The sequence below is a fragment of the Ruegeria sp. BF12 genome, from assembly GCF_056538705.1.
This window is the reverse complement of sequence record NZ_JBQFTP010000002.1, coordinates 292,091-314,645: the sequence shown is the minus strand read 5'-3', so window position 1 is coordinate 314,645 and position 22,555 is coordinate 292,091. Positions and strand designations below refer to the sequence as shown.

The 22,555-nt window shown below is 56.9% G+C and carries 24 protein-coding genes; 10 read left to right on the top strand and 14 right to left on the bottom strand.

Features of this window, described 5'->3' with window-relative positions:
- Positions 1-13: 13 nt before the first annotated feature.
- Positions 14-217 carry a hypothetical protein gene (locus tag ACR0J0_RS04455; protein ID WP_058283652.1) on the top strand — a complete coding sequence of 68 codons (204 nt, stop codon included), beginning with the start codon at positions 14-16 and terminating at the stop codon, positions 215-217.
- Positions 218-587: 370 nt separating this feature from the next.
- On the opposite strand, the gene lon is transcribed toward ACR0J0_RS04455, so the two are convergent.
- The 5 genes from lon to ACR0J0_RS04430 all read right to left on the bottom strand — a co-directional run bounded on the left by lon (position 588) and on the right by ACR0J0_RS04430 (position 7,073).
- Positions 588-2,996, bottom strand: a complete 2,409-nt coding sequence (gene lon, locus ACR0J0_RS04450; RefSeq protein ID WP_480661500.1) for an endopeptidase La — start codon at positions 2,994-2,996, stop codon at positions 588-590.
- Between the two features lie 166 nt (positions 2,997-3,162).
- Positions 3,163-3,846 (bottom strand): O-methyltransferase, encoded by a 684-nt coding sequence (locus tag ACR0J0_RS04445; RefSeq protein ID WP_480661499.1) that lies wholly within the window; start codon positions 3,844-3,846, stop codon positions 3,163-3,165.
- Between the two features lie 66 nt (positions 3,847-3,912).
- Positions 3,913-4,914 carry a glycosyltransferase family 8 protein gene (locus ACR0J0_RS04440; protein WP_480661498.1) on the bottom strand — a complete coding sequence of 334 codons (1,002 nt, stop codon included), beginning with the start codon at positions 4,912-4,914 and terminating at the stop codon, positions 3,913-3,915.
- Positions 4,915-4,963: 49 nt separating this feature from the next.
- Positions 4,964-6,094, bottom strand: a complete 1,131-nt coding sequence (gene tgt, locus ACR0J0_RS04435; protein WP_480661497.1) for a tRNA guanosine(34) transglycosylase Tgt — start codon at positions 6,092-6,094, stop codon at positions 4,964-4,966.
- A gap of 67 nt (positions 6,095-6,161) precedes the next feature.
- Positions 6,162-7,073: a nucleoside hydrolase gene (locus ACR0J0_RS04430; RefSeq protein WP_480661496.1), complete on the bottom strand. Its 912-nt coding sequence runs from the start codon at positions 7,071-7,073 to the stop codon at positions 6,162-6,164.
- Between the two features lie 176 nt (positions 7,074-7,249).
- Here ACR0J0_RS04430 and ACR0J0_RS04425 point away from each other — a divergent pair, with 176 nt between their 5' ends.
- The 3 genes from ACR0J0_RS04425 (at position 7,250) to ACR0J0_RS04415 (ending at position 8,877) form a co-directional block, all read left to right on the top strand.
- Entirely contained in the window at positions 7,250-8,140 is an 891-nt protein-coding gene (locus ACR0J0_RS04425) for an SPFH domain-containing protein (RefSeq protein WP_480661495.1), read from the top strand.
- Entirely contained in the window at positions 8,140-8,418 is a 279-nt protein-coding gene (locus ACR0J0_RS04420) for an NfeD family protein (protein WP_480661494.1), read from the top strand. Before ACR0J0_RS04425 ends, ACR0J0_RS04420 begins: the two co-directional genes overlap by 1 nt.
- Positions 8,419-8,514: 96 nt before the next feature.
- Positions 8,515-8,877, top strand: a complete 363-nt coding sequence (locus ACR0J0_RS04415; protein WP_480661493.1) for an SUF system Fe-S cluster assembly protein — start codon at positions 8,515-8,517, stop codon at positions 8,875-8,877.
- A 95-nt stretch (positions 8,878-8,972) separates the two neighbouring features.
- Here ACR0J0_RS04415 and ACR0J0_RS04410 read toward each other — a convergent pair whose 3' ends face one another.
- Complete coding sequence (locus ACR0J0_RS04410) at positions 8,973-9,308, bottom strand: hypothetical protein (RefSeq protein ID WP_480661492.1); 336 nt, start codon at positions 9,306-9,308, stop codon at positions 8,973-8,975.
- Positions 9,309-9,508: 200 nt separating this feature from the next.
- Here ACR0J0_RS04410 and ACR0J0_RS04405 point away from each other — a divergent pair, with 200 nt between their 5' ends.
- Positions 9,509-9,874 carry a HesB/IscA family protein gene (locus ACR0J0_RS04405; RefSeq protein WP_480661491.1) on the top strand — a complete coding sequence of 122 codons (366 nt, stop codon included), beginning with the start codon at positions 9,509-9,511 and terminating at the stop codon, positions 9,872-9,874.
- Here the strand turns inward: ACR0J0_RS04405 and ACR0J0_RS04400 are convergent.
- Positions 9,871-10,782 (bottom strand): isopenicillin N synthase family dioxygenase, encoded by a 912-nt coding sequence (locus ACR0J0_RS04400; protein WP_480661490.1) that lies wholly within the window; start codon positions 10,780-10,782, stop codon positions 9,871-9,873. The two genes, ACR0J0_RS04405 and ACR0J0_RS04400, sit on opposite strands and share 4 nt — an antisense overlap.
- 122 nt (positions 10,783-10,904) lie before the next feature.
- Between ACR0J0_RS04400 and tpiA the strand changes: the two genes are divergently transcribed.
- The gene (gene tpiA, locus ACR0J0_RS04395; protein ID WP_480661489.1) at positions 10,905-11,654 is read left to right on the top strand and encodes a triose-phosphate isomerase; all 750 of its coding nucleotides are present in this window, start codon (positions 10,905-10,907) and stop codon (positions 11,652-11,654) included.
- A gap of 2 nt (positions 11,655-11,656) precedes the next feature.
- On the opposite strand, the gene ACR0J0_RS04390 is transcribed toward tpiA, so the two are convergent.
- Positions 11,657-11,968, bottom strand: coding sequence for a DMT family transporter (locus ACR0J0_RS04390; protein WP_480661488.1), 312 nt, complete (start codon positions 11,966-11,968; stop codon positions 11,657-11,659).
- A 236-nt stretch (positions 11,969-12,204) separates the two neighbouring features.
- Here ACR0J0_RS04390 and ACR0J0_RS04385 point away from each other — a divergent pair, with 236 nt between their 5' ends.
- On the top strand, positions 12,205-13,029 hold the full coding sequence (locus ACR0J0_RS04385) for a hypothetical protein (RefSeq protein ID WP_480661487.1): 825 nt from the start codon (positions 12,205-12,207) through the stop codon (positions 13,027-13,029).
- Positions 13,030-13,083: 54 nt separating this feature from the next.
- Here ACR0J0_RS04385 and ACR0J0_RS04380 read toward each other — a convergent pair whose 3' ends face one another.
- The 5 genes from ACR0J0_RS04380 to ACR0J0_RS04360 all read right to left on the bottom strand — a co-directional run bounded on the left by ACR0J0_RS04380 (position 13,084) and on the right by ACR0J0_RS04360 (position 19,580).
- A complete protein-coding gene (locus ACR0J0_RS04380) occupies positions 13,084-14,460 on the bottom strand; it encodes a TRAP transporter large permease (RefSeq protein ID WP_480661486.1) in 1,377 nt (458 codons plus the stop codon).
- Positions 14,460-15,137, bottom strand: coding sequence for a TRAP transporter small permease (locus ACR0J0_RS04375; protein ID WP_239335488.1), 678 nt, complete (start codon positions 15,135-15,137; stop codon positions 14,460-14,462). Before ACR0J0_RS04375 ends, ACR0J0_RS04380 begins: the two co-directional genes overlap by 1 nt.
- 114 nt (positions 15,138-15,251) lie before the next feature.
- Positions 15,252-16,253 (bottom strand): DctP family TRAP transporter solute-binding subunit, encoded by a 1,002-nt coding sequence (locus ACR0J0_RS04370; protein WP_480661485.1) that lies wholly within the window; start codon positions 16,251-16,253, stop codon positions 15,252-15,254.
- Between the two features lie 367 nt (positions 16,254-16,620).
- The gene (locus ACR0J0_RS04365; protein WP_480661484.1) at positions 16,621-17,850 is read right to left on the bottom strand and encodes a sigma-54-dependent transcriptional regulator; all 1,230 of its coding nucleotides are present in this window, start codon (positions 17,848-17,850) and stop codon (positions 16,621-16,623) included.
- A complete protein-coding gene (locus tag ACR0J0_RS04360) occupies positions 17,847-19,580 on the bottom strand; it encodes a sensor histidine kinase (RefSeq protein ID WP_480661483.1) in 1,734 nt (577 codons plus the stop codon). Before ACR0J0_RS04360 ends, ACR0J0_RS04365 begins: the two co-directional genes overlap by 4 nt.
- 47 nt (positions 19,581-19,627) lie before the next feature.
- On the opposite strand from ACR0J0_RS04360, the gene ACR0J0_RS04355 reads away from it, so the two are divergent.
- Complete coding sequence (locus ACR0J0_RS04355; protein WP_480661925.1) at positions 19,628-20,809, top strand: cytochrome P450; 1,182 nt, start codon at positions 19,628-19,630, stop codon at positions 20,807-20,809.
- Between the two features lie 2 nt (positions 20,810-20,811).
- On the opposite strand, the gene ACR0J0_RS04350 is transcribed toward ACR0J0_RS04355, so the two are convergent.
- A complete protein-coding gene (locus ACR0J0_RS04350) occupies positions 20,812-21,291 on the bottom strand; it encodes an Lrp/AsnC family transcriptional regulator (RefSeq protein ID WP_480661482.1) in 480 nt (159 codons plus the stop codon).
- A gap of 143 nt (positions 21,292-21,434) precedes the next feature.
- Between ACR0J0_RS04350 and cobA the strand changes: the two genes are divergently transcribed.
- Positions 21,435-22,211: a uroporphyrinogen-III C-methyltransferase gene (gene cobA, locus ACR0J0_RS04345; protein ID WP_480661481.1), complete on the top strand. Its 777-nt coding sequence runs from the start codon at positions 21,435-21,437 to the stop codon at positions 22,209-22,211.
- Complete coding sequence (locus ACR0J0_RS04340; protein ID WP_480661480.1) at positions 22,211-22,525, top strand: DUF2849 domain-containing protein; 315 nt, start codon at positions 22,211-22,213, stop codon at positions 22,523-22,525. The genes cobA and ACR0J0_RS04340 overlap by 1 nt, the downstream gene beginning before the upstream one ends.
- The last annotated feature ends 30 nt before the right edge of the window (positions 22,526-22,555 follow it).

Below are 22,555 nucleotides of genomic sequence, written 5' to 3'. Positions count from 1 at the left end.
AAGGCAAAATTTCATGGACGCACCAGTTATCCAGTTGATTTTTATGCTCATCTTGCTGGTTGTCGTGATCTGGCTTTATATCCTGCCGATCACGATGGCAGGGCGGCGCAACCGGTCCGGTTTGATCTGGTTCCTGATCGGTCTGGTTGGATCACCCCTTTTGGCTATCCTTTTGCTGCTGGCTTTGGGTGATGCACCCGAGCAGCCAACAACCTAATTTTGGGATGATACCATCTGACACGCAAAAGGGCTTAACCGGAGGGTATCTGGACGCCTGTTAGCCATAACGTCCTGCTCAGCATGCAATAAGGGTGCCAATTGAGACACTGTACTTCCGGAAGTAAAGACAACTAATCCTTCTCACTCTCCACAACCGTGTACTGTAAACCCAAGGTTGGCCGATTTGTTTGGAGAACCATAGACCGCTTTGTCCCGCATAGTCGCCATCCTTCACAGACAACGCCCGAAGATATCTTCGGGCGTTGTTTTGTAACATGGTGCCGCTCCTACTATGCGTTCGGCACCATGTTGCATCATTTATTGCAAAGGGCTGGGGGAAATCCCCGCCTTTCGTTTGCTTAATTTGATCAGTGCGTTGTGGCTGCCTGACCAGAGCTTTCGGAAGCCTTCGCGGCAGCTGCCGCTGCTTCTTCGGCGGCCTCATCCCATTCGATGGCCGCAGGCTCACGCACAAGCGCTTCCTTCAGCACTTCGGACACGTGCTTGACGGGAATGATCTTGAGACCTTCCTTCACGTTGTCCGGGATCTCGGCCAGATCTTTTTCGTTCTCTTCCGGGATCAGCACGGTCTTGATACCGCCACGCAGGGCCGCCAGAAGCTTTTCTTTCAAGCCGCCAATCGGCATCGCGTTACCACGCAGAGATACCTCGCCCGTCATGGCGATATCCTTGCGCACCGGAATACCGGTCAGTACCGAAACGATCGAAGTAACCATTGCCAGACCGGCACTTGGGCCATCCTTGGGCGTCGCCCCATCCGGCACATGGACGTGAATGTCCAGCGAGTCGAACTTCGGCGGTTTCACCCCGATCTGGGGCGAGATCGACCGCACATAGGACGAGGCCGCGTCGATGGATTCCTTCATCACATCGCCCAGCTTACCCGTGGTCTTCATCCGGCCTTTACCAGGCAGTTTCAGCGCCTCGATATGCAGCAGATCACCGCCAACGGAAGTCCACGCCAGACCGGTGACAACACCAACCTGATCGTCCTGTTCGGCAAGGCCATAACGGAACTTCGGCACGCCAAGGAACTCATCCAGATTGTCGGGCGTCACAGTGACCTCTTCCGCCTCTTTCTTGATGATCTTGGTCAGCGACTTCCGCGCCACTTTGGCGATCTCACGTTCGAGGTTCCGCACGCCCGCCTCGCGGGTGTAAGTGCGGATGATCTTCTGCAGCGCTTCATCGGTCAGTTCAAATTCCTTGGCCTTCAGACCATGGTTTTTGACTTGCTTGTCGATCAGGTGCTGTTTGGCGATCTCGCTCTTTTCCTCTTCGGTGTAACCAGCCAGCGGGATGATCTCCATCCGGTCCAGCAGAGGCCCAGGCATGTTGTAGCTGTTCGACGTGGTCAGGAACATCACGTTGGACAGGTCATATTCGACCTCAAGGTAGTGGTCCATGAACGTGCTGTTCTGTTCCGGGTCCAACACTTCCAGCATTGCCGAGGCCGGATCACCACGGAAGTCCTGCCCCATCTTGTCGATCTCATCGAGCAGGATAAGAGGGTTCGTGGTTTTCGCCTTTTTCAGCGCCTGAATGATCTTGCCGGGCATCGAACCGATATAGGTCCGACGGTGGCCACGAATCTCGGATTCGTCGCGCACGCCACCCAGCGAGATGCGAATGAACTCGCGCCCCGTTGCTTTTGCCACAGACTTACCAAGCGAGGTCTTACCCACACCCGGAGGGCCAACAAGGCACAAGATGGGGCCTTTCAGCTTTTTCGAACGCTGCTGTACCGCCAGATACTCGACGATCCGCTCCTTGACCTTCTCAAGCCCGTAGTGATCGGCGTCCAGAATGTCCTGCGCACGGCCCAGATCCTTTTTGACGCGGGATTTGGTGCCCCACGGCAAGGCCAGAATCCAGTCGAGATAGTTGCGCACGACGGTGGCCTCAGCCGACATCGGGCTCATATTGCGCAGCTTTTTCAGCTCGCCTTCAGCCTTTTCTCGCGCTTCCTTCGACAGCTTGGTCTCTTCGATCTTGGCTTCCAGTTCGGCGACTTCGTTGCTGCCGTCCTCACCATCGCCAAGCTCCTTCTGAATGGCCTTCATCTGCTCATTCAGATAATATTCGCGCTGCGTCTTCTCCATCTGGGTTTTGACGCGGGTCTTGATCTTTTTCTCGACCTGCAGAACGGACATTTCGCCCTGCATCAGGCCATAGACCTTCTCAAGCCGTTCGCTGACTGAAAGCGTCTCCAGCAGCTCCTGCTTTTGCTCGACCTCGATACCCAAATGACCCGACACAAGGTCGGCCAGTTTGGCGGGCTCGGCAGTCTCACCCACGGCAGTCAGCGCTTCTTCGGGGATGTTCTTGCGCACTTTCGCGTAACGCTCGAACTCATCCGCAACCGTGCGCTGCAGTGCTTCGGTCGTGGTTACGTCACCCGGAATTTCGGTCAGATACTCGGCGCGGGCCTCAAAGAATTCTTCGTTTTCAAGGAATTCCGTAATTTGAACACGGGCCTGACCTTCGACCAGCACCTTCACGGTGCCATCCGGCAATTTCAGCAATTGCAATACATTGGCCAGCACGCCCGACCGGTAGATGCCATCAATTGTGGGGTCATCGTCACTCGGATCAATCTGACTGGACAACAGAATCTGCTTGTCGTCCTGCATCACTTCTTCCAGCGCGCGGACGGATTTTTCCCGACCAACGAAAAGCGGCACGATCATGTGTGGGAACACCACGATATCGCGCAGCGGCAGCACTGGGTATGAGGAGTTCAGGGGCTCTTGCATGCTCTATCCTTATTTTATTGGCAAACCTTCTGCTCGCCCCGCTTTGCGGCAGCATCGGAAGGCTCCTTTAGATTTCCAAAGTGGTGCAGATTGCTCTGGTTTTCAAGCAGTCATACCCCCGCTGCCCAAACAATCATCACATCTTGCCTGGACAACTGATCGGCGCTCAAAATTCCTTTTGCAGAACAAGAACCTTCTGCGCGCCACGTTTCCGGAACCCGTCAGGAAATACATAGGCAAAGCCGATTTCCGGGGTCAGCGCGTTCAAGTCACGCTCGATCTCAGGATCCGAGTGCTCGAAACTCCGGCGGCGCTGAAACCCTTGAAAGAGGTCACCGGTTTTTGTGAAACCCTTGGGTTCGTAGGTGCGTGGTTGCCAATGAAGATCTTCGATAATGTACATCCCACCGGGCTTGAGCAGAGGCCACATCTCCAACAGACCGAACTGCTGGTGATGCGAGGCATGGGATGCGTCATCCAGAATAATATCGAAACCAGGCTCAAGCTTGGCCGCGGCATCTTTGATGTTCTCGCGCTTGTCCATATCGCATTGAACGAAATCAAACCGCGCGTCTTCGAACCACGAGAAATCGGAAACGTCCAACCCCGTCACATGACCCTTGGGGAAATACTCCAGCCACATGGAAACCGACGGAAGAGCCGTCGTCTCTCGATCCGCACTTTGCCCCTTTTCCGGCCCGCCGATCTGCAAGCCCATTTCCAGGAGACGGACGTTTTGATCGCGCATAGGAAAGAACAGCAGATTGTACAGGCGCGTGTAGCCATGCGCATAGCTAACAAAGCCCTTGTCCGAGCCATAGTCTTCCGCCAGTTTCGTCAGATTTTTCATTGATGTTCCCTTGTCGCTTTGAACGGCGAAATGCCTGCGAACTCCGAATTGTCTACCGGTTTCCCACTACCAAGTCGCTGCGAAATCGTTTCGCTGCAAAAACTCTTCGATATCCGCATATCTGTCGATCCCCCTGCGCATTAGACGCACGCGCCGACGCAAAACCACCGGATTGAAATCCTCTGCCCAAACATTTGCGTGCAGAGCTTTTGCCTCATCATCCAGCCCGCGATCCACGAGGAACTCGTGCATGCAACGCGGGTAATGCTCATCAAACAGAAACAGCGGCGCATCCCAAGGTTTCTTGTCACCTGAGAAGTGCATGATCCTTGGATTTAGTGCCGAGGCCAGAACACCATCACCCATGTGACATTGCCAGTTCCAGCTTGGGGGCAATTCAGCCCAATTGCCGGACAGAACAACATTCAACGCCGTCTGGTCCGCCATGGAGGCGGCCTTACCATGCTCAAGCAGAAACTCGACTGCCCGGTTCGCTATGTCCTGGGATACAAACTCGGGCCCGTTGGCAATGAGCATGCCCGCGTTGAAGTAACGTTCGCGCTGATCTGGTTGCAAAAAATGCGCGTCACGAACCCCTTCCTCACTGTTTCTTCCCCAATAAACAGCCTCTCGAACTGCAGCAACTGGACGCCCCGACCAGTCGATTTCCGGCAAATCCGTCAGAGACCCCCACCGAAGAAACATGTCCACGTCACAATAGATCACGCGCTCATATTTTTGGCTGAGTTGCTCGATTGCCCTGACCCGCAAAAGTGTAGCGGGCGTAACATGCCTAAAAGAGCGAAACTTGTTGCTGGGGATAATCTCTTCTTCGTGTTGAACGACCGTGACATCCGCGCCAAGCAGATCCGTGTACTTCTTGGAAACAGGTTCCGACAGATACAAAAAGTAATCCGCGTCGCGACGTGTATCCTTCTGAATTGCGCGAAGCAAAAAGAATACCGCCTGCCAGATCAGGCGAGAGTCTACGCACACAACTACGGCGTTGGAATTCTTCGGCTTTAACTGGATATGTTCCCCATGCCCGGTCGTTCCGCCAGCCTGCATTACACGGCTTTCTGTTCGTTATTGTCCGAGCGGAGCAAAGACACAGTTGTTACAGCGCGTCAATATCGCCTTGCGCACGCTGCGCATGGAACTCGGCCTGCCAGGCGTCGAACGTTCCGACGGCAATGGCGTCGCGCATACCCTGCATGATTTCCTGGAAATAGTGCAGGTTGTGCCAGGTCAGAAGCATGCCCGAAATCATCTCGTTCGAGCGGAACACGTGGTGCAGATACGCTCGGGAATAGTTCGAGCAAGCGGGACAGCTGCACGCCTCATCCAATGAGCGCGGGTCGTCAGCGTGGCGGGCGTTTTTGATATTCACCACACCGTGGCGCGTGAAGACCTGCCCGGTACGCCCCGAGCGCGACGGCAGAACGCAATCCATCATGTCTATGCCGCGGGCAACGGCCCCGACAATATCGTCAGGCTTGCCGACGCCCATCAAATAGCGTGGCTTGTCCACCGGCAACATGTCCGGCGCAAAGTCCAGAACGCCAAACATCGCCTCCTGCCCCTCGCCGACGGCCAGACCGCCGACGGCGTAGCCTTCGAACCCGATCTCTTTCAGCGCTTCGGCAGATTCTTCGCGGAAGTCTTGCTCCAACCCACCCTGCTGAATACCGAACAAGGCATGGCCGGGACGATCCCCGAAGGCGTCGCGCGATCGTTCAGCCCACCGCATCGACAAGCGCATCGAGTCCGCGATGCGGTCCCGGTCGGCTGGCAAGGCCGGGCATTCGTCGAAGCACATCACGATGTCGGATCCCAGAAGGCGCTGAATCTCCATCGATCGTTCGGGCGTAAGCTCGTGCGCCGAACCGTCGATATGAGATTTGAATGTGACGCCCTTTTCCGTCAGTTTCCGCAGCCCGGCGAGCGACATGACCTGAAATCCGCCCGAGTCCGTCAGGATCGGACGCTCCCAATTCATGAACTTGTGCAACCCGCCCAGTCGGTCGATCCGCTCGGCGGTCGGGCGCAGCATGAGGTGATAGGTATTACCCAACAGAATATCGGCCCCGGTCGCGCGCACGCTTTCCGGCATCATTGCTTTGACTGTCGCGGCCGTGCCAACAGGCATGAACGCGGGCGTGCGCACTTCGCCGCGCGGAGTATGGATGACTCCGGTGCGGGCCTTGCCGTCGGTTGCTTTCAAATCGAATGAGAAGCGGTCTGTCATGTATATGCCTCGAGGGGGTCGCGGAACCGGGCAGCAATTGCCCGATCTTTCCGGTATTTTCAAGCCGTCAGGGCAATGACGCAACGCGGTCTGTGAAAAGGCTTACAACTCCTTCTCCGTCCACGTCCCTGCAAACCCGGACTATCGGTCTGGCCGGATCGGGTCGGGTCGCCCCAATTTCAGGCCCATCAACCGCAACCTGAAGCCCCGTTTCGACCATATCGAACATCGGCGCATGCGTGCAGGCAATCACGGCTGTCGAGTCGTGCAGGCCGCACCCTTCCAACCCACCGATATCCTTGTAAAACTTCAGATAGAACTTTGAGATATCGCGCAAAAATGCGCCCATTCCTGCTGAACGTTTCGCCAAAGCCTCGAAATCGGCGGTCTCGTACAAGGTCTTCAGCGTGACATCCAAACCAACCAAAACGGTATCCGGTGGCGACGCGAACACGGCATCTGCAGCCTGCACATCATGATAGATATTGGCTTCGGCGTGTTCGGTGATATTTCCCGGGCAATACACAGCCCCTCCCATGATCACCAAACGCTTGAGATTGGACGCAAAACCAGAATCCAATTGCATGGCATCGGCAATGTTGGTCAGCGGTCCAACCGCGCAAACCACCAGTTCGCCTTTATGCGCCCGCGCCTGGTCAACAAGGAACTCCGCCGCGGTCATAGTGTGATTTGCCCCAACCTGCGGAATCTCGGTGATGTCCCCGAACCCTTCAGTGCCATGCACATGCTCGGACGGCGCATGTGCATCGGCACCCCGCGGATATGGAGCGCCCTCGGCCACAGGTGCGTCCAAACCCAGCTTATGCAGCAAAAAACGCGCGTTGCGGCTGGATTGGTGTACATGCGTGTTGCCGAACACGGTGGTCAGGCCAATCAGCTCGATTTCCGGGGCTGCGGCGGCATATGCAATGGCCATCGCATCGTCGATACCAGGGTCTGTGTCGATAATAAGTTTCATCCCCGCCCGATAGCGCAATCACGACAGGATGCAAAGCGGCCACATTCAGAATTTTCGTGCAACATCCATAACGTCGGCGATTTGCATCCCCCGGCACTCCCGCCATACCAGAGTTGAAATTGGGCGAGTCAATCCCCAAGTGTATACCATAGTACACAAAAATACAGAGGACAGATATGACCGAAGACCAGATCATTGGATTGCTAACGTCAAACATCATTTACCTGCTCGCCGCGGTACTGATTATCACTATTATCTTCAAGGGCATCAAAATCGTGCCGCAATCCGAGAAATACGTGGTCGAACGCTTTGGCCGCCTGCACTCAGTGCTCGGGCCAGGCATCAACTTTATCGTGCCTTTTCTTGATGTTGCACGCCACAAGATATCCATTCTGGAACGTCAGTTGCCAAACGCAACCCAGGACGCCATCACCAAAGACAACGTTCTGGTCCAGATCGATACGTCGGTGTTTTACCGCATTCTTGAACCCGAAAAGACCGTTTACCGAATCCGCGACGTTGATGGCGCGATTGCGACCACCGTTGCCGGTATCGTCCGGGCCGAGATCGGTAAAATGGATCTCGATGAGGTGCAGTCCAACCGCGCGCAACTGATAGAACGCATTCAGGAAAGCGTCGAAACCGCCGTTGATGACTGGGGTATCGAAGTCACCCGCGCCGAGATTCTGGACGTGAACCTTGATCAGGCCACCCGCGACGCAATGTTGCAGCAGTTGAACGCTGAACGTGCCCGCCGCGCACAGGTGACCGAGGCCGAAGGTCAGAAACGTTCAGTTGAATTGCAGGCCGATGCAGAACTCTATGCGGCCGAGCAGTCCGCCAAGGCCCGCCGGATTCAGGCTGAGGCCGAAGCCTATGCGACCGGTGTCGTTGCCAAGGCCATTCAGGACAACGGTATCGAGGCCGCGCAGTATCAAGTAGCATTGAAACAGGTCGAAGCATTGAACGCGCTGGGTAACGGCAACGGAAAGCAAACCATCGTGGTCCCCGCAAATGCGCTTGAAGCCTTTGGCGATGCCTTCAAGATGCTGAAAGGAGGAAGATAATGGCCGATCCCATCTGGCTGACATGGTGGCTCTGGCTGGCCGGGGCGCTGGCCCTGGGTATTCTTGAGATCATTCTGCCGGGGTTCATCTTTCTGGGATTTGCGATAGGCGCTGCGATAACGGGTCTTTTGCTTGTTATCCCCGGTATTGCTCCCAACTTGCCCGTGCTGCTTTTGATCTTCGCAGTCTTGTCGCTGGTTGCCTGGCTGGTTTTGCGGCGCATGTTCGCCCTGCCCCATGGCCAGGTAAAATTCTTCAGACATGATATCAACGACTGAGGCGAATATGGCAGCGCCCATGGGTCACAAAGCCCCACTGGACGCTGCCAAAGGCTTTCCCTATATAATTTCTCAGGTAACAGCCCCGAGGCATGAATGACTCATCCAAGTGAACAGTTTGAAGGCACGCCACTGATTGCGCCTTCGACCATCGAGCATCCCCTGTACGACGCAGTGGTAGAAGCTTGTCGGACTGTGTATGACCCTGAAATCCCGGTTAATATCTACGATTTGGGTCTGATCTACACCATCGACATCAACAAAGAAAACGCGGTGAAGGTGATCATGACCCTGACCGCACCCGGATGCCCGGTTGCCGGTGACATGCCCGGATGGATCGTCGAGGCGATTGAACCGGTCGCAGGCGTCAAAGAAGTTGATGTCGAACTGACATGGGAGCCCCCCTGGGGTATGGAGATGATGTCGGACGAAGCACGTCTCGAGCTCGGCTTCATGTGAGTTTTGGTTCAGGTTCTCAAGATAAAGACTTGAAATATATCTAATAAGGCCGCCTCAGACAGGGCGGCACTTGTTCATTAAAAGGGCCGTGCGTCCTATTCTACGCCGCAGGTCGATTTGATCTCGGCAGCACGTTGATCCAGCTCTTTGACATAATCGCCATTCAACATGCTCAGCCTTTTCTTTTCAGTGCCCGTGGCCAAGCCCAGCAAGGCACCGGCTGGCGTGATCGCAAAGATACTCTCCGCCTGCTGGTCTTCCGCATGTTTCTTTTCGGCTGCAATGGCGCGCAAGTCACCTTCGGCTGTTGAGCAGTTCACTGGATGGCGTTCAGAATCTGCCGCGGCAGATACGAAACTTGCGCTTAACAACAACGCGCCAACCGATTGAATCAGAAAGGTTCTTTTAAAGAAATATCCCATCTCTGCCATATTCATTCACCCTGTGCTCAAATTTCATGATACTGTGGTCAAGCTAAGGCGAACTTTGTTAACGACGCAAGTTCACTTTGGCTTTCAAGTCGATTGGCCATGTAACCGTCGGTAAAAGTTAGGTCAGAAGGTCTGCTATGTCTTGAGCCCGCCGCCCCTCGGCCCTAAATTGGCGGTAACGCAGCGCAACGGAGAACCCCATGTTTGGCATTCCCGGCAAACAGGCCGTGACAATAACGCCCAAAGCGGCCGAACAGATCGCACGCCTGATGGCGTCGGGCGGTCATGCTGGCCTGCGCATCGGCGTCAAAAAGGGCGGCTGCGCTGGCATGGAATATACCATGGACTACGTGGACGAGCCCGACGCGAATGACGAAGTCGTCGAGCAGGACGGCGCTCGAGTCATGATCGCGCCGATGGCGCAGATGTTCCTGTTCGGAACCGAAATCGACTATGAAGTCTCGTTGCTGGAGTCCGGCTTCAAGTTCCGGAACCCGAACGTCGTGGACGCCTGCGGCTGTGGCGAATCCATCAAGTTCGACGACGCCCTTTCCTCGCAAAACTAAGTCGCCTGCAGGTGCACGTAAGTCTCGTTGTAGCGTTGTGTCAGGTGCTGACCTGCGCTGATCGTTTCACCTGACTGTGGCGGGGCGACATTGGTGTCGTAGGATGGATTAAAGAACAACGGCACCGAGATTCGCTCCCGTGCACCTCCGATCACCCGGTGCTGAGTGGCTTTGACCTGACCCGCCGTCCAGAATTCCAGCATCTCACCGAAATTGATGATGAAGGTGCCGGGATCTGCCGAAACCGGTTGCCAGCCGTTGTCGGGCATGCGGACCTCTAACCCTGACGAGCCATCAGTCGCCAGCAAGGTCAGGCAGCCGTAATCCGTGTGCGCTCCGATACCAAAGTCCCGGTCGCCAGCCCATGCTGGGCGCTCGGGATAGAAGTTGCCCCGCAACAGCGCCATTGGCGTATCAAAGGCGCGATCAAAACTGGATTCGTCACGCCCCAGAGCAACCGCAATGGCGCGAAGCACACGCATCGCCACCGCACAGGCCTCACTGTAATACTCACGGATTGTGCGTTGAAAACCCTGCGGGTTTTCCGGCCACAGGTTTGGTGCATAAACACTCAGGCCCTGATCCGCGTAGGCGTTGTTCTTGGCCAGCTCAAAGCCGCAATCGAACACCTCTTTGAAATCCGGATTGGCCGCCGGATCCACCTGTTCGGATTGTGGTGCGCCCCACCCTCGGTTCGAACCGGTCGCAGCCATATCGACAATCCGTTTCTCGGCTACTGGCAGGTGAAAGAAATCGTGGTAGGCCGCAATCACATGGCGCACCTGATCGCCGGTCAGACCGGTGTTCGACACCGTCAAAAATCCGACTTCGCCGACAGCATGCAGCAGTTGTTTCAGCTCAGCCTTATCCCTGTTGTCGAGTTTTTTCAGGTCCAGATCGTCGATCATGCCGCCCTCCAATCTGGCGCGGAACTTGCCGTTGTGGGTAGCTGTTTGCAACCGGAATTGTCACGCTGGACTTGTGGTGCTATCCGGTGAGGAAACAACGACTTATTTTGGGGGTATGCGTTATGCGGCGCAAGTTGGCAGCTGGAAACTGGAAAATGAACGGAACTTCGGCAGCCTTGACTGAGCTTCAGGCGTTAGCACGTTCCTACCCCGCGGCAGCGGTAGATGTGCTGATCTGCCCACCGGCGACTCTGCTGCACCGCGCTGCGGAGACCTTGAAAGAAACAGAGATTACGGTTGGGGGTCAGAACTGCCACGCCGCTGAGTCTGGCGCCCATACCGGCGACATCAGTGCCGAAATGTTGGTGGATGCCGGTGCGAGCAGCGTCATCCTTGGCCATTCCGAACGGCGCGAGGACCACGGCGAGCAGAACGAGGATGTCCGGGCAAAGGCGCGAACTGCGATGGATGCCGGGTTGAAGACGATCATTTGCGTCGGTGAAAGCCTGGAACAGCGTGAGGCGGCCAACACGCTGGACATTATCGGCGGCCAGATGTCCGGCTCGATCCCGGACCAGTCGACCGGTGAGAACCTGATCGTCGCCTATGAACCCATATGGGCCATTGGCACCGGCAAGGTCCCTACCCTAAACGAGATCGGTGAGGTTCACGACTTTATCCGCGCCCGGCTCGAACGGCGGTTCGGCGAAGGTGTCGGCCGCTCGGTCCGATTGCTTTACGGCGGTTCGGTCAAACCGAGCAACGCGGCCGACATTTTCGCGGTATCAAACGTGGACGGAGCACTGGTGGGCGGTGCCAGCCTGAAAGCCAAGGACTTTTCAGGAATCATCGACGCCCTGCAAAAAGCGTAAAGTCAGGCCAGTTTCATCGTTATCAGCCCTGCCACAATCAGGGCCGCCGCGATAAGGCGGGGTGCGGTCAGCGCCTCGCCCAGAAACATCACGCCGACCATGAACGCGCCCACGGCACCGATCCCGGTCCAGATCGTATAGGCAGTTCCCAATGGCAGGTCTCGCATCGCGAGAGCCAGCAAGCCGAACGATCCGATCATTGAGACGCCCATCACAGCCGTGGGCCATAAACGAGAAAAACCAGCTGATTGCTTCATCGCAACCGCCCAAACGATTTCCAGCAAGCCGGCAAACAACAACAAAATCCAAGGCATAGGGACACCTCATATCTGTTCGGGTCGTCCCGAATGATAAACCGATAGGGGGAGGTCGTCCTCGTGTCGGTACATAAAATCTCTTGACCGGTATTCAAGAGGATGCGAGGTGCAAAACACACAACCTCAGGGACAGCCACTCCGCGACAGCGCAGAGACCAATGGCAGCAAGCTGGTGCCCGATCGCACGAGCCAGCCTTCAGAAAAAAAGAACTTACTCAGGTAAGGAACAATAAATGGACAAAACCAACCTGAAAGCGCCCAAAACCTGCGTCATCTGCATGAAATGGGGCGATGCGTTCGGCGCTGACTACGTCAACTTGCTTTACGCTGCGGTCCAGGACCACCTTTCCTTGGATCATGACTTCATCTGCATCACCGACAATTCCGATGGTCTCGACCCTGGCATCAAGGCCCACCCTCTCGAATTTCCGCAGCTTGATCGGGATCTTTGGATTCACGGCAAATGGCCAAAGGTCTTGATGTTCGACAGGCAGATTGTTGCGGGTTACGACGCTGCTCTGTTCCTTGACCTGGATCTGGTCGTCACCGGCAAATTGGATCCGTTGCTGTCGATCATGATGGACAAAGGCGGTCTGTTTCTGATGCCCAAGTTCCGTGGGCTGGTCTGGCGCCTGATCCCTGCAGCCATCTGGGACCGGGTTCCAGGGTTCATGAACAAGGTCACGCGCGGCAACTCATCGGTGGTAGGATTTGTACCGGCCGAACAGTTTCATCTGTACGACGATTTTGACGGCGCCAAACATCTGCCGAAGTACGAGAATGACCAGAACTATATCTCGGCGCTTGCTACGGATCGAAAATGCTATCCAAAGAACTGGTGCATCGGCATTATCCATCTGGTGTATTACTGGCCGTTCGGCCTGATCTTCAAAAAATACAAAAAGCGCCCGGGCCGACCCAAGATCGTTATCTTCAATGGTCGCCCAAACCCGGTTGAACTGATGGATGACAGTATCGGGTATTGGGGGTCACGCCGCCGCCGCGCATATGGCGGGATCGAATGGGTTGCCGATTATCTGAAACGATACGGCACGTAACAAAAAAAGGCCGGGTCTGATCGCAGACCCGGCCTTTATGCTTCTTTTGAGCAGCTAGTTCGTCACGATTTCCGGCCCCATGAAGGTGTTGGGCAGGAAGGTTGAGAGCCATGGAATGTAAGTGACCATGATCAGGAAGACGAACAGTACAGCCAGGAACGGCAGCGCTGCTTTCACAACGCTCATCATCGGCATACCGGCCACGCCCGAGGTCACGAAGAGGTTCAGACCGACCGGAGGTGTGATCATTCCGATCTCCATGTTCACCACCATGATGATACCCAAATGGATCGGGTCGATACCCAGCTCGATCGCAATCGGGAACACCAGCGGCGCCACGATGACCAGCAGGCCCGATGGCTCCATGAACTGACCGCCGATCAACAGGATGACGTTGACCACGATCAGGAACGTCACCGGCCCCAAACCCGCCGACAGCATGGCGCTGGCGATGTGCTGAGGCACCTGCTCGTCTGTCAACACGTGCTTGAGGATCAGCGCGTTGGCGATGACGAACAGCAACGTCACCGTCAGCTTGCCAGCCTCGAACAGCGTGTGCTTGGTGTCGGGATGGAAGAACGCCGTGACGAGCGCATAAGGCTTTTTCAGCAGCGGAAGGTTCGGTGTGCCCTCTTCAGTGCTGAGCGGCCCCATGTCCTTGTAAACAAAGCTGGCGATGAAAAAGGCATAGACGGCAGCAACTGCAGCGGCCTCGGTCGGGGTGAAGATACCGCCATAAATACCGCCCAGAATGATTACGATCAGGAACAAGCCCCACCCGGCTTCGCGCGCTGAGACAAAGATCTCACCCCAGCCTTTCCAGTCACCTTTGGGCAGGTTTTTGACCTTAGCCATGACGTAGATCGTAACCATCAGCATCAGGCCCGCCATTAGGCCGGGAATAACGCCCGCCAGGAACATGCGCCCAACCGAGACCTCGACAGCCGCAGCATAGACCACCATCACGATGGACGGCGGTATCAGGATTCCCAGCGTACCGGCGTTACAAATCACACCGGCCGCGAATTCTTTCGAGTACCCAACCTGACGCATCCCTGCGATCACGATCGAACCGATAGCGACTACGGTGGCCGGAGACGACCCGGAAAGCGCGGCGAATAGCATACAGGCGAACACGCCCGCAATCGCCAGACCGCCCGGCAAGTGCCCCACACAGGCAATCGAGAACCGGATGATACGCCGCGCCACACCGCCTGTCGTCATGAAGGACGACGCGAGGATGAAGAACGGAATCGCCAGCAGGGTAAAATGCCCTTCGAACGCCTCAAACAGCGTGCCCGCAACCGATGCCAGCGAGCTGTCAGAATAGATCAGCAGGAACAGGGTCGAGCTGAGGCCCAGGGCCACCGCGATCGGCACACCGATCAGCAGCAGGCCAATGACCATCGAGAAAAGAAGAATTACGTCCATCAGTCATGCTCTCCTTGCTGAGCACGAACTTCTTCGATCTCGTCCTCGACTTCGTGGCTGGCGACAAGCCGATCGGTTTCACCACGCCAGATTTGTACTGCGACCTGCGAAAAGCGGATCACCAACAACAACATGGAAACGGGCAGCACCAGATACGGCACAACCTTGGGCAGCTTTTCATAGCCCTCGCCGTAGTTGATCAGGTCCTCCAGAAAACGCAGCGGGGCGACCATCGGGATATCATCGACTTCATAAAAGCTCTGGCTGCGCGCACCGGTGTCAAATCCGGTTGGGAACCAGCGGCCGGAGGTCGGTGGCAGGTCGGCGAAGACCGCCCAGTAGTCGTATGACCCTTTCAGCAACAGCAGCGAGAACACCAGGCAACATGCGACCGCGATCAACGCCAGAATACGGCGCGGAGCCGGTGCCAGCATGTTCAGGATCGCATCGACACCCAGATGCGCGTGTTTCTTAACTGCGTATGACGCGCCCAGAAGAACCAGCCAACCAAAGGTGAATACTGTCAGCTCAAGCGCCCACAGGATGTTGGAATTGAATACAAACCGCGCGATCACGTTGGCAAAGGTCACGACCGTCATCAGGCCCAACAGCAACGCAATCATGGTTTCTTCGATATGGTCGACCAGCCCGCCTTGGCCGGGTTTCGAACCAGACATTTTTCTGTCCCCACATTATTGGTGATGAGAGTAAGTGTGGCGGGCCTTATCCCGGCCCGCCTGGCCTGCGCGTCGATTACTCCCCAGTTCCCGGACGCGCGGCCTGGTCCGGGATCAGAACCCGGCGTTGATCGCCTGAGCGGCGTCGATCTTGTCCTGACCCACGTCGCCAGCGAACTTGTCCCAAACAGGCTTCATCGCATCGACCCACGCCTGACGCTGCTCTGGGTTCAGTTCGCGGATGATTCCGCCCGCATTGGTGATCGAAGCTTTGGCCGCTTCGTTCACGGCGAAGGCTTCTTTGTTCCGGGTCTCGGATACTTCGCCCAGAATGGTCAGGAACTGATCACGCACCTCGGGGTCAAGGCTGTCCAGCCAATCAACCGATGTCACGACCAGATAATCGATGATACCGTGGTTGGTCTCGGTGATGCCGTCCTGAACTTCGAAGAACTTCTTGCCGTAGATGTTCGACCAAGTGTTCTCCTGCCCGTCCACAACGCCCTGCTGCAGCGCGCCATACACTTCCGAGAAGGCCATCTTCTGGGGGCTACCACCGATGGCTTCCATCTGAGCAACCAGCACGTCCGAAGACTGAACACGGAATTTCAGGCCATCCGCATCCGTCGGCTCGACCAGCGGCTTGTTGGCGGACATCTGCTTCATGCCGTTGTGCCAGAAAGCCAGCCCCTGCAAGCCGCGGCGCTGCATGCTGTCTTTCATGGCCTGACCGTCAGCCGAGGCCTGGAACGCGTCGACAGCGTCGATGTTCTTGAACATGAACGGCAGGTCAAACAGGCGGAACTGCTTGGTGAATTTCTCGAACTTCGATAGCGAAGGCGCGGCCAGTTGCACGTCGCCCTGCAACATCGCCTCAAGAACCTTGTCATCGTTATAGAGCGTGGAGTTCGGGTAGACCTCCATGCACATCACGCCGTTCATTTCGTCATTGACGCGCTGCTCCAGCAGAGATGCCGCAATGCCTTTGGGGTGCTTATCGGTGTTCGTAACATGCGCGAACTTGACGACGATTTCTCCGTCATCACACGCAGCCATGGCGGCAGTGGCAGATACACTCAGCGCCAGAGCAGTGGCTGCAGTTGTCAGGAATTTCATTTGTCTTTTCCTCCCAGACTTCCATGAAACCTTCAGTTGACGCCGCATCGACGCCACATGGCGGGCAGTGAAGCGAATCAAGGGGCACCGCTCAACTTTTTGTTGTTGATTTAAACGGATCGGAATTTATCCTTTATTATCGATAACTTAAAATCCGCCCCATATCTGGATAGGGCAACACCCGTTCTTCCCGTGCGAAAAACCGCACAACTATCGTCGCGGATGTGCGGTTTTCCGCACAGGCAGCGAATCAGACGACATATGCGCGTGGCGATTCTCCAGCCGCAACTGCAGCCCGCGACAGCGGGCTGCCCGGCCCAACGCCTTGAAACGCATGATAATGCGGCCAAAGGCGGCGGGAGCCTCCCTAGCGACGATAGTCCTCGGGACGAATCTGATAGCGTGCCAGCTTGTCGTAAAAAGTCTTGCGCGGCAGCTTCAGCGCCTTTGCCGCATCCGAAGCTTTGCCGTTGTGCCGCCCCAGCGCCGCAATCAGCAAAGACCGTTCGACCCGCGCCATTTGTTCGCTCAGACCCAGATCCGCCGCCTGCGCGACTTCTTCCGGCATTCCCAGCACGAACCGCATGGCCGCCGACATCAGCGATCTGGCATTGCCCGGCCAATCACTGGCCATCAGCGAGGCAAGATGTTCCGAGGTGATCTCTGGCTCGGCGATGCCGGCCTGCTCGGCCGCCTGCGCGACGTAATGACGGAAGATGACCGGAATATCCTCGGGCCGCTCAGCGAGTGAAGGGATCCGCACGCGCATCACATCCAACCGATAGAACAGGTCCGCGTTGAACCTGCCCTTTTCGGACAGGACGGCCAGATCGGCAGTCGTACCTGCAACGATCCGGGCATCGGTGCCCTGCTCCACCAATTCCAATGCAGCGTATTGCGTAGCCTCCGGCATGGCCGAAACCTCGTCCAGAAACAGGGACCCGCCAGCCGCATCTTCACAGACGCGTGCCAACCCATCGGGCGTCAGGCCAGACGCTGGGCGCTTGACGAAAGGCCCCTGCCCGACGGGTGACATCATATGCACCACCTCAGCCACTTTCGAAATCCCGCTGCCCGGAGGTCCAGTGACCAGAACTTCAGCGCCAGTCGGCGCAACGGACCGCACACGTTCACGCAACGCTTCGGCTTGGGCGGACAAGCCAAACAATAGCCGCGCTGCAGGATCGCCACGCTCAAGTTCCGATTTCAATGCCCGCTGCTCGATCACTTGCGCGCGTGCGTTCAACGCGCTCTGCAAAACGGGCAGCAAATCCGTGGCAGCACACGGTTTTTCCAGAAAGTCGAACGCGCCCTGCCCCATGGCCTGGACGGCCATCGGAATGTCGCCCTCGCCAGTCAGCAGGATGACGGGAAGTTCGGGATCAATCTCGCGCGCGTAATTCAACAGATGAAATCCATCCCGACCGGGCATACGAATGTCCGATACAATGACGCCCGGAAAATCCGCACGGATATGGTCCTTCGCCGCCACAAACGAGCCCGCCGTGACAGGAGTGTAATCCGCCAGTTCCAAGGTCTGGGCCAAAGCCTCGCGAACAGCAGCATCGTCATCGACCAGTAGTACTTTCCGAGTCATGCGACCTCATGCTCCGTGAAGGGCTCAAGTTCGACCGTAAACTGCGCCCCGGTTTCCAGATTGGTGCCCCGGATGTTTCCTCCGAAGCTTTGCACCAGACCATACGAGATCGACAGCCCAAGCCCCATACCTTCGGACGATCCAACAGCTTTGGTCGTATAGAACGGCTCGAACAGCTTTTCCGAGTTTTCGATCCCCGGCCCGATATCGCGCACGGTCACGGCCAGCTTGTTGCCGCTTTCGATTCTGATGCGGACAAGGCGATCATCCTGTCCGCTCATGGCATCGGCTGCGTTGTTGATCAGGTTGACGAACACCTGAACCAAGCGCACTTCGCCACCCCATGCAAAAACCGGGTTTTCCGGAGGCACCCAATCCATGGCAACGCCTTCGGTACGCAACCGTGCTTCGGTCAGTTCAACCGCCGTGTCGATCACCTGAACCAGATTGACCTTGCCCATCGGTTCACTTTCATTTCGGGCAAAGGCGCGCAGGTTCTTGATGATGCGCGCCATCCGCGCCGCCATCGCTGAAATTCGCGACAGGTTTTCTGATGCCTTTTCTTCCCTCCCGCGGGACAGAAAGGCAGCACCATTGTCCGCAAACTGCTGGATTGCCATCAAAGGTTGGTTCAACTCGTGGCTGATACCAGCTGACATTTGGCCCAGGGCGCTCAGCTTGCCTGCCTGAATCAGCTCTTCCTGCGCGTGTTTCAGCGCGGCTTCTGCGTCTTCACGTTCGCGCACCTCACGGCGCAATGCAACGTTTGCGGCCGTCAACGCCTGGGTTCTTTGCGCCACCCGGCTTTCCAAAATCGCGTTGGCCTCTGCCAATGTGCGTCTGCGTTCGGTCGCCAGAAAGAGCAGCGCACCGAAGGCCAAACAGATCGCTGCGACTGTTGCCGCCTGCAACCCCGCCAAACGCCGCGCCGGTGCGACGTCCACCAAAACCTCAGCCGTCATGTCAATCACGGGCAATTCCAGCATCAGATGCAAGGCGCGGCTGGGCAGATAACGCCCCCAGTTCAGTTTCCAAACCTCATGCGGGCCAACCAGAACCGACCCGAACTCTACCTCGCCACCATCCGGAGGTGTCAAGCCAAGTTGCCCGTCATCGCGACGCCAGAACAACAGATCTGATCGGTTCGAGATAAAGACGACGCCGTCCCCATCAATAAAGAACACCGCCTCGGTACTGCCGCGCCAAGTCTGTTCCACGTCCTGCACATCGGCAACAACGATCAGCACGCCCTCGACTTGACCAGCGGGTCCAAAGGCCGGAGCCGCATAGGAATAGGTGCGATCTCCGCTGTTTTCCACAACCCCATGAGCGCTGCCCATCGCGCCCTGCAAGGCACGTCTGAAAGCCGGATGGTCGGCTATGACTGGTCGCGCCACTGGTTGCGCCGAGGCCAGCACCCGCCCCTCTCGATCCAGATACATCATGTTCACGGCCGAGGTCTTGTCAGCCACATCCAGCAATATCGCCCGGGCTGCCTGTTGCTGCGCGGCAGTCTCAAGGGTGCGCAGGGCGGGATGGGTGGCCATCAGAACCGCCAGTTCCTGATATACCTGCATCTGAGTGCTCAGTCGGTCGGCCGCCAACTCAAGATCGGCTTCGGCCTTTTCGCTCAACTGCGACAGCGCCTGCCGATAGCCATAGGACCAGACGCCAGCCGACAACAGACCGACGGCAAACAGAAATCCCAGAATGACCCAAACTCTGTGCATGACATAGGGTCTTGCATTCGGCGCGCCGCATGGCAAGTCTGCGCCGCATGAAGACGGTATTTCAATCTCCGGTCGACCCGGATTTCGTTCAGAACCCCTACCCGTTCTATGATCAGGCCCGCGCATACGGCGACCTTGTCTATTGGGACGACTACGGGAAGGTCGCAGCTGTATCGCAGCGCGCGGTTTCAGCCCTGCTAAAGGACCGCCGGTTTGGACGAGAAGTTCCGGAGGAAATGCGAACACCCGGTCCAGCCCATCTTGCGGCGTGGCTGGCTGTCGAGGCGCATTCGCTTTTGGAAGCCGAACCTCCCAGGCACACCCGCCTTCGCGCTTTGGTCATGCGGGCTTTCACATCACGTGCAATCGCGGCGCTTGAACCTTCGCTTCACGATCTAAGCCACTTCCTGATAGACGAATTTCCAGACGCGCCTTTTGATTTGCTGCCCGCGTTTTGTACACAGGTTCCGGTCATCACGATATGCCGTCTTCTGGGCGTGCCAGAGGAAATGGCCCCTAGCTTGCTGCGCTGGTCGCACGACATGGTAGCGATGTATCAGGCCAGTCGAACGGCTGAGACCGAGACCGCCGCGGCCGCTTCATCTCAGGAATTCACCGATTTTCTGACCGGATACATCGAGCGGCGCCGCAGAGACCCGCAGGACGATCTGATCACCCGATTGATTGTGGCCGAGGAAGATGGTGAGAAACTTTCGCGCGATGAATTGGTGGCCACCTGCATCCTGCTTTTGAATGCCGGTCATGAGGCGACTGTGCATTCATTGGGCAATGGCGTGAAGACCGTTCTGCAACTGGGTATCGGGCCTCAGGCCTTTGCGCCGGATACAATTGACGGCACGATAGAAGAAATTCTGCGTTATGACCCGCCGCTGCACATGTTCACCCGCTTTGCCTACGAGGACGTCGAAGTTTTCGGGCACAGGTTCAAACGCGGTGATGAGGTCGCGTTACTTCTAGGCGCAGCGAACCGAGACCCTTCGGTCTGGACCAACCCGAACAAGTTTGATCCCGCCCGCCCGATCACCACGAACACCAGTTTCGGCGCCGGGCTGCATTTTTGTGTCGGGGCACCACTGGCCCGGATGGAAATGCGCATCGCGCTGTCCGCGTTGTTTGAACGGTGTCCCAATCTGCGACTGAGTGCCGAGCCGGAATACTCGAACACCTATCATTTCCACGGGCTGACCAAGTTGATGGTTCAGGTCTGACCTCAGTTGTCGATCAGCGCGTTCAGCGGAAGCATAGTTGTCGACTTAATCTCTTCCATCGACAGCAAGGCGGTCACGTTGTGCACACGCACCTCAGAGATCAAAGCCTGATAGAACTCGTCATAGGCGCGCGCGTTCTTGACCCGCACCTTTAGGATATAGTCGATGTCCCCGGCCAATCGGTGCGCTTCTTGCACTTCGGGCCTGTCGCGAAGCGCCTTGAGGAACTTATGCTGCCATTCGGCCTCGTGCTCTGAGGTTCGGATGAGAACGAAAAACGTGGCCTCAAATCCCAAGGCTTCGGCGTCCAGCAATACGGTCTGCTGACCGATCACTCCGGCCCCTTTCAGCTTGCGGATCCGATTCCAGACCGGGGTCTTGGAACTGCCAACACGGGCGGCTATTTCGTCCAGTGATTGGCTGGCGTCCCGCTGCAGCTCAATCAGAATTTTCCGATCCGTATCGTCAATGCGCACCGACATTCCAATTTTCCTTTCGTTTCGAAACCAGCGTCCCGATCGGCAAGCCTTACGAAACGTTTGTTCTTATTTATCGCCCCATATGGCGCATCGGCGGGAATATTTCCTATATTGCAACTTAAGTCAAACCACACTCGGGACACGAAATGCAGCATACGCAATCATACGATGGCACAGGGCACGTCGACTTTGTCGGCGCGGGTCCCGGCGATCCTGAATTGCTGACGCTCAAGGCGCTGAAAGCCTTCGAGCGCGCGGACGTTGTGCTGCATGACCGCCTGATCAGCGCTGAAGTACTGGCACTGGCCGGCAAGTCCGCTGAAATGGTAGATGTCGGTAAGGTCGGGTTCGGGCCTTCGTGGAAGCAGGAAGACATTGATGCCCTGCTTGTCGAATACGCCCTGAAAGGGCAGCGCGTCGTACGCTTAAAATCCGGTGACCCGACTGTGTTCGGTCGTCTGGACGAAGAAATCGAAGCGGTTGAGACCGCAGGTATTTCGTGGCAGATCGTTCCTGGCATTACCGCAGCTTCGGCGGCCGTGGCCGGCATCGGTCAAAGCCTGACGAGGCGCGGCCGCAATTCGTCGGTGCGTTTCCTGACTGGCCACGACATGAAGGGTTTTGCCGATCACGATTGGAACGCGCTGGCCCGCGAAGGTTCGGTTGCGGCGATTTACATGGGCAAGAAATCCGCCCGCTTCATTCAGGGCCGCCTGATCATGCACGGCGCAGACCGTCAGACGCCAGTGACGCTGATCGAAAATGCAACGCGCCCCGATCAATGCATCCTGTCCACTACGTTGGATCAGTTGCCCACCGATTTGAACGCCGCCGAAATGGACGGCCCCACCCTGACCTTTTATGGCCTCGCCCCGCGCCAGGCGGCCGCGGCCCTGACCGAATTCAAGAAGGAGCACGCCTGATGGCCCGCGCTTTTACCCCCAAAGTGGTCACCGCCAACGATTTGTTGGAAGGTGACGTTATTTACCTGACCGAAGACGATCGCTGGTCGCGCGAGTTGTCCGAGGCCGAACTGATCACCGACGAAGCGCACGCTCAGGTGCGCCTGCTGGATGCCACACGTCAGGCCAGCAAGATCGTAGGTGCCTATCTGGCCGACGCCGTCGCCGGCGAAAACGGCCCCGAGCCCGCCCATTTCCGGGAAGACTTCCGCCGCACTGGTCCGTCCAACTATGCCCACGGCAAACAGGAAACTTCCCCGCAGCCCCGGGCCTGACCTCTGGCCCTTCTCTCTCCCCTTCTAAAG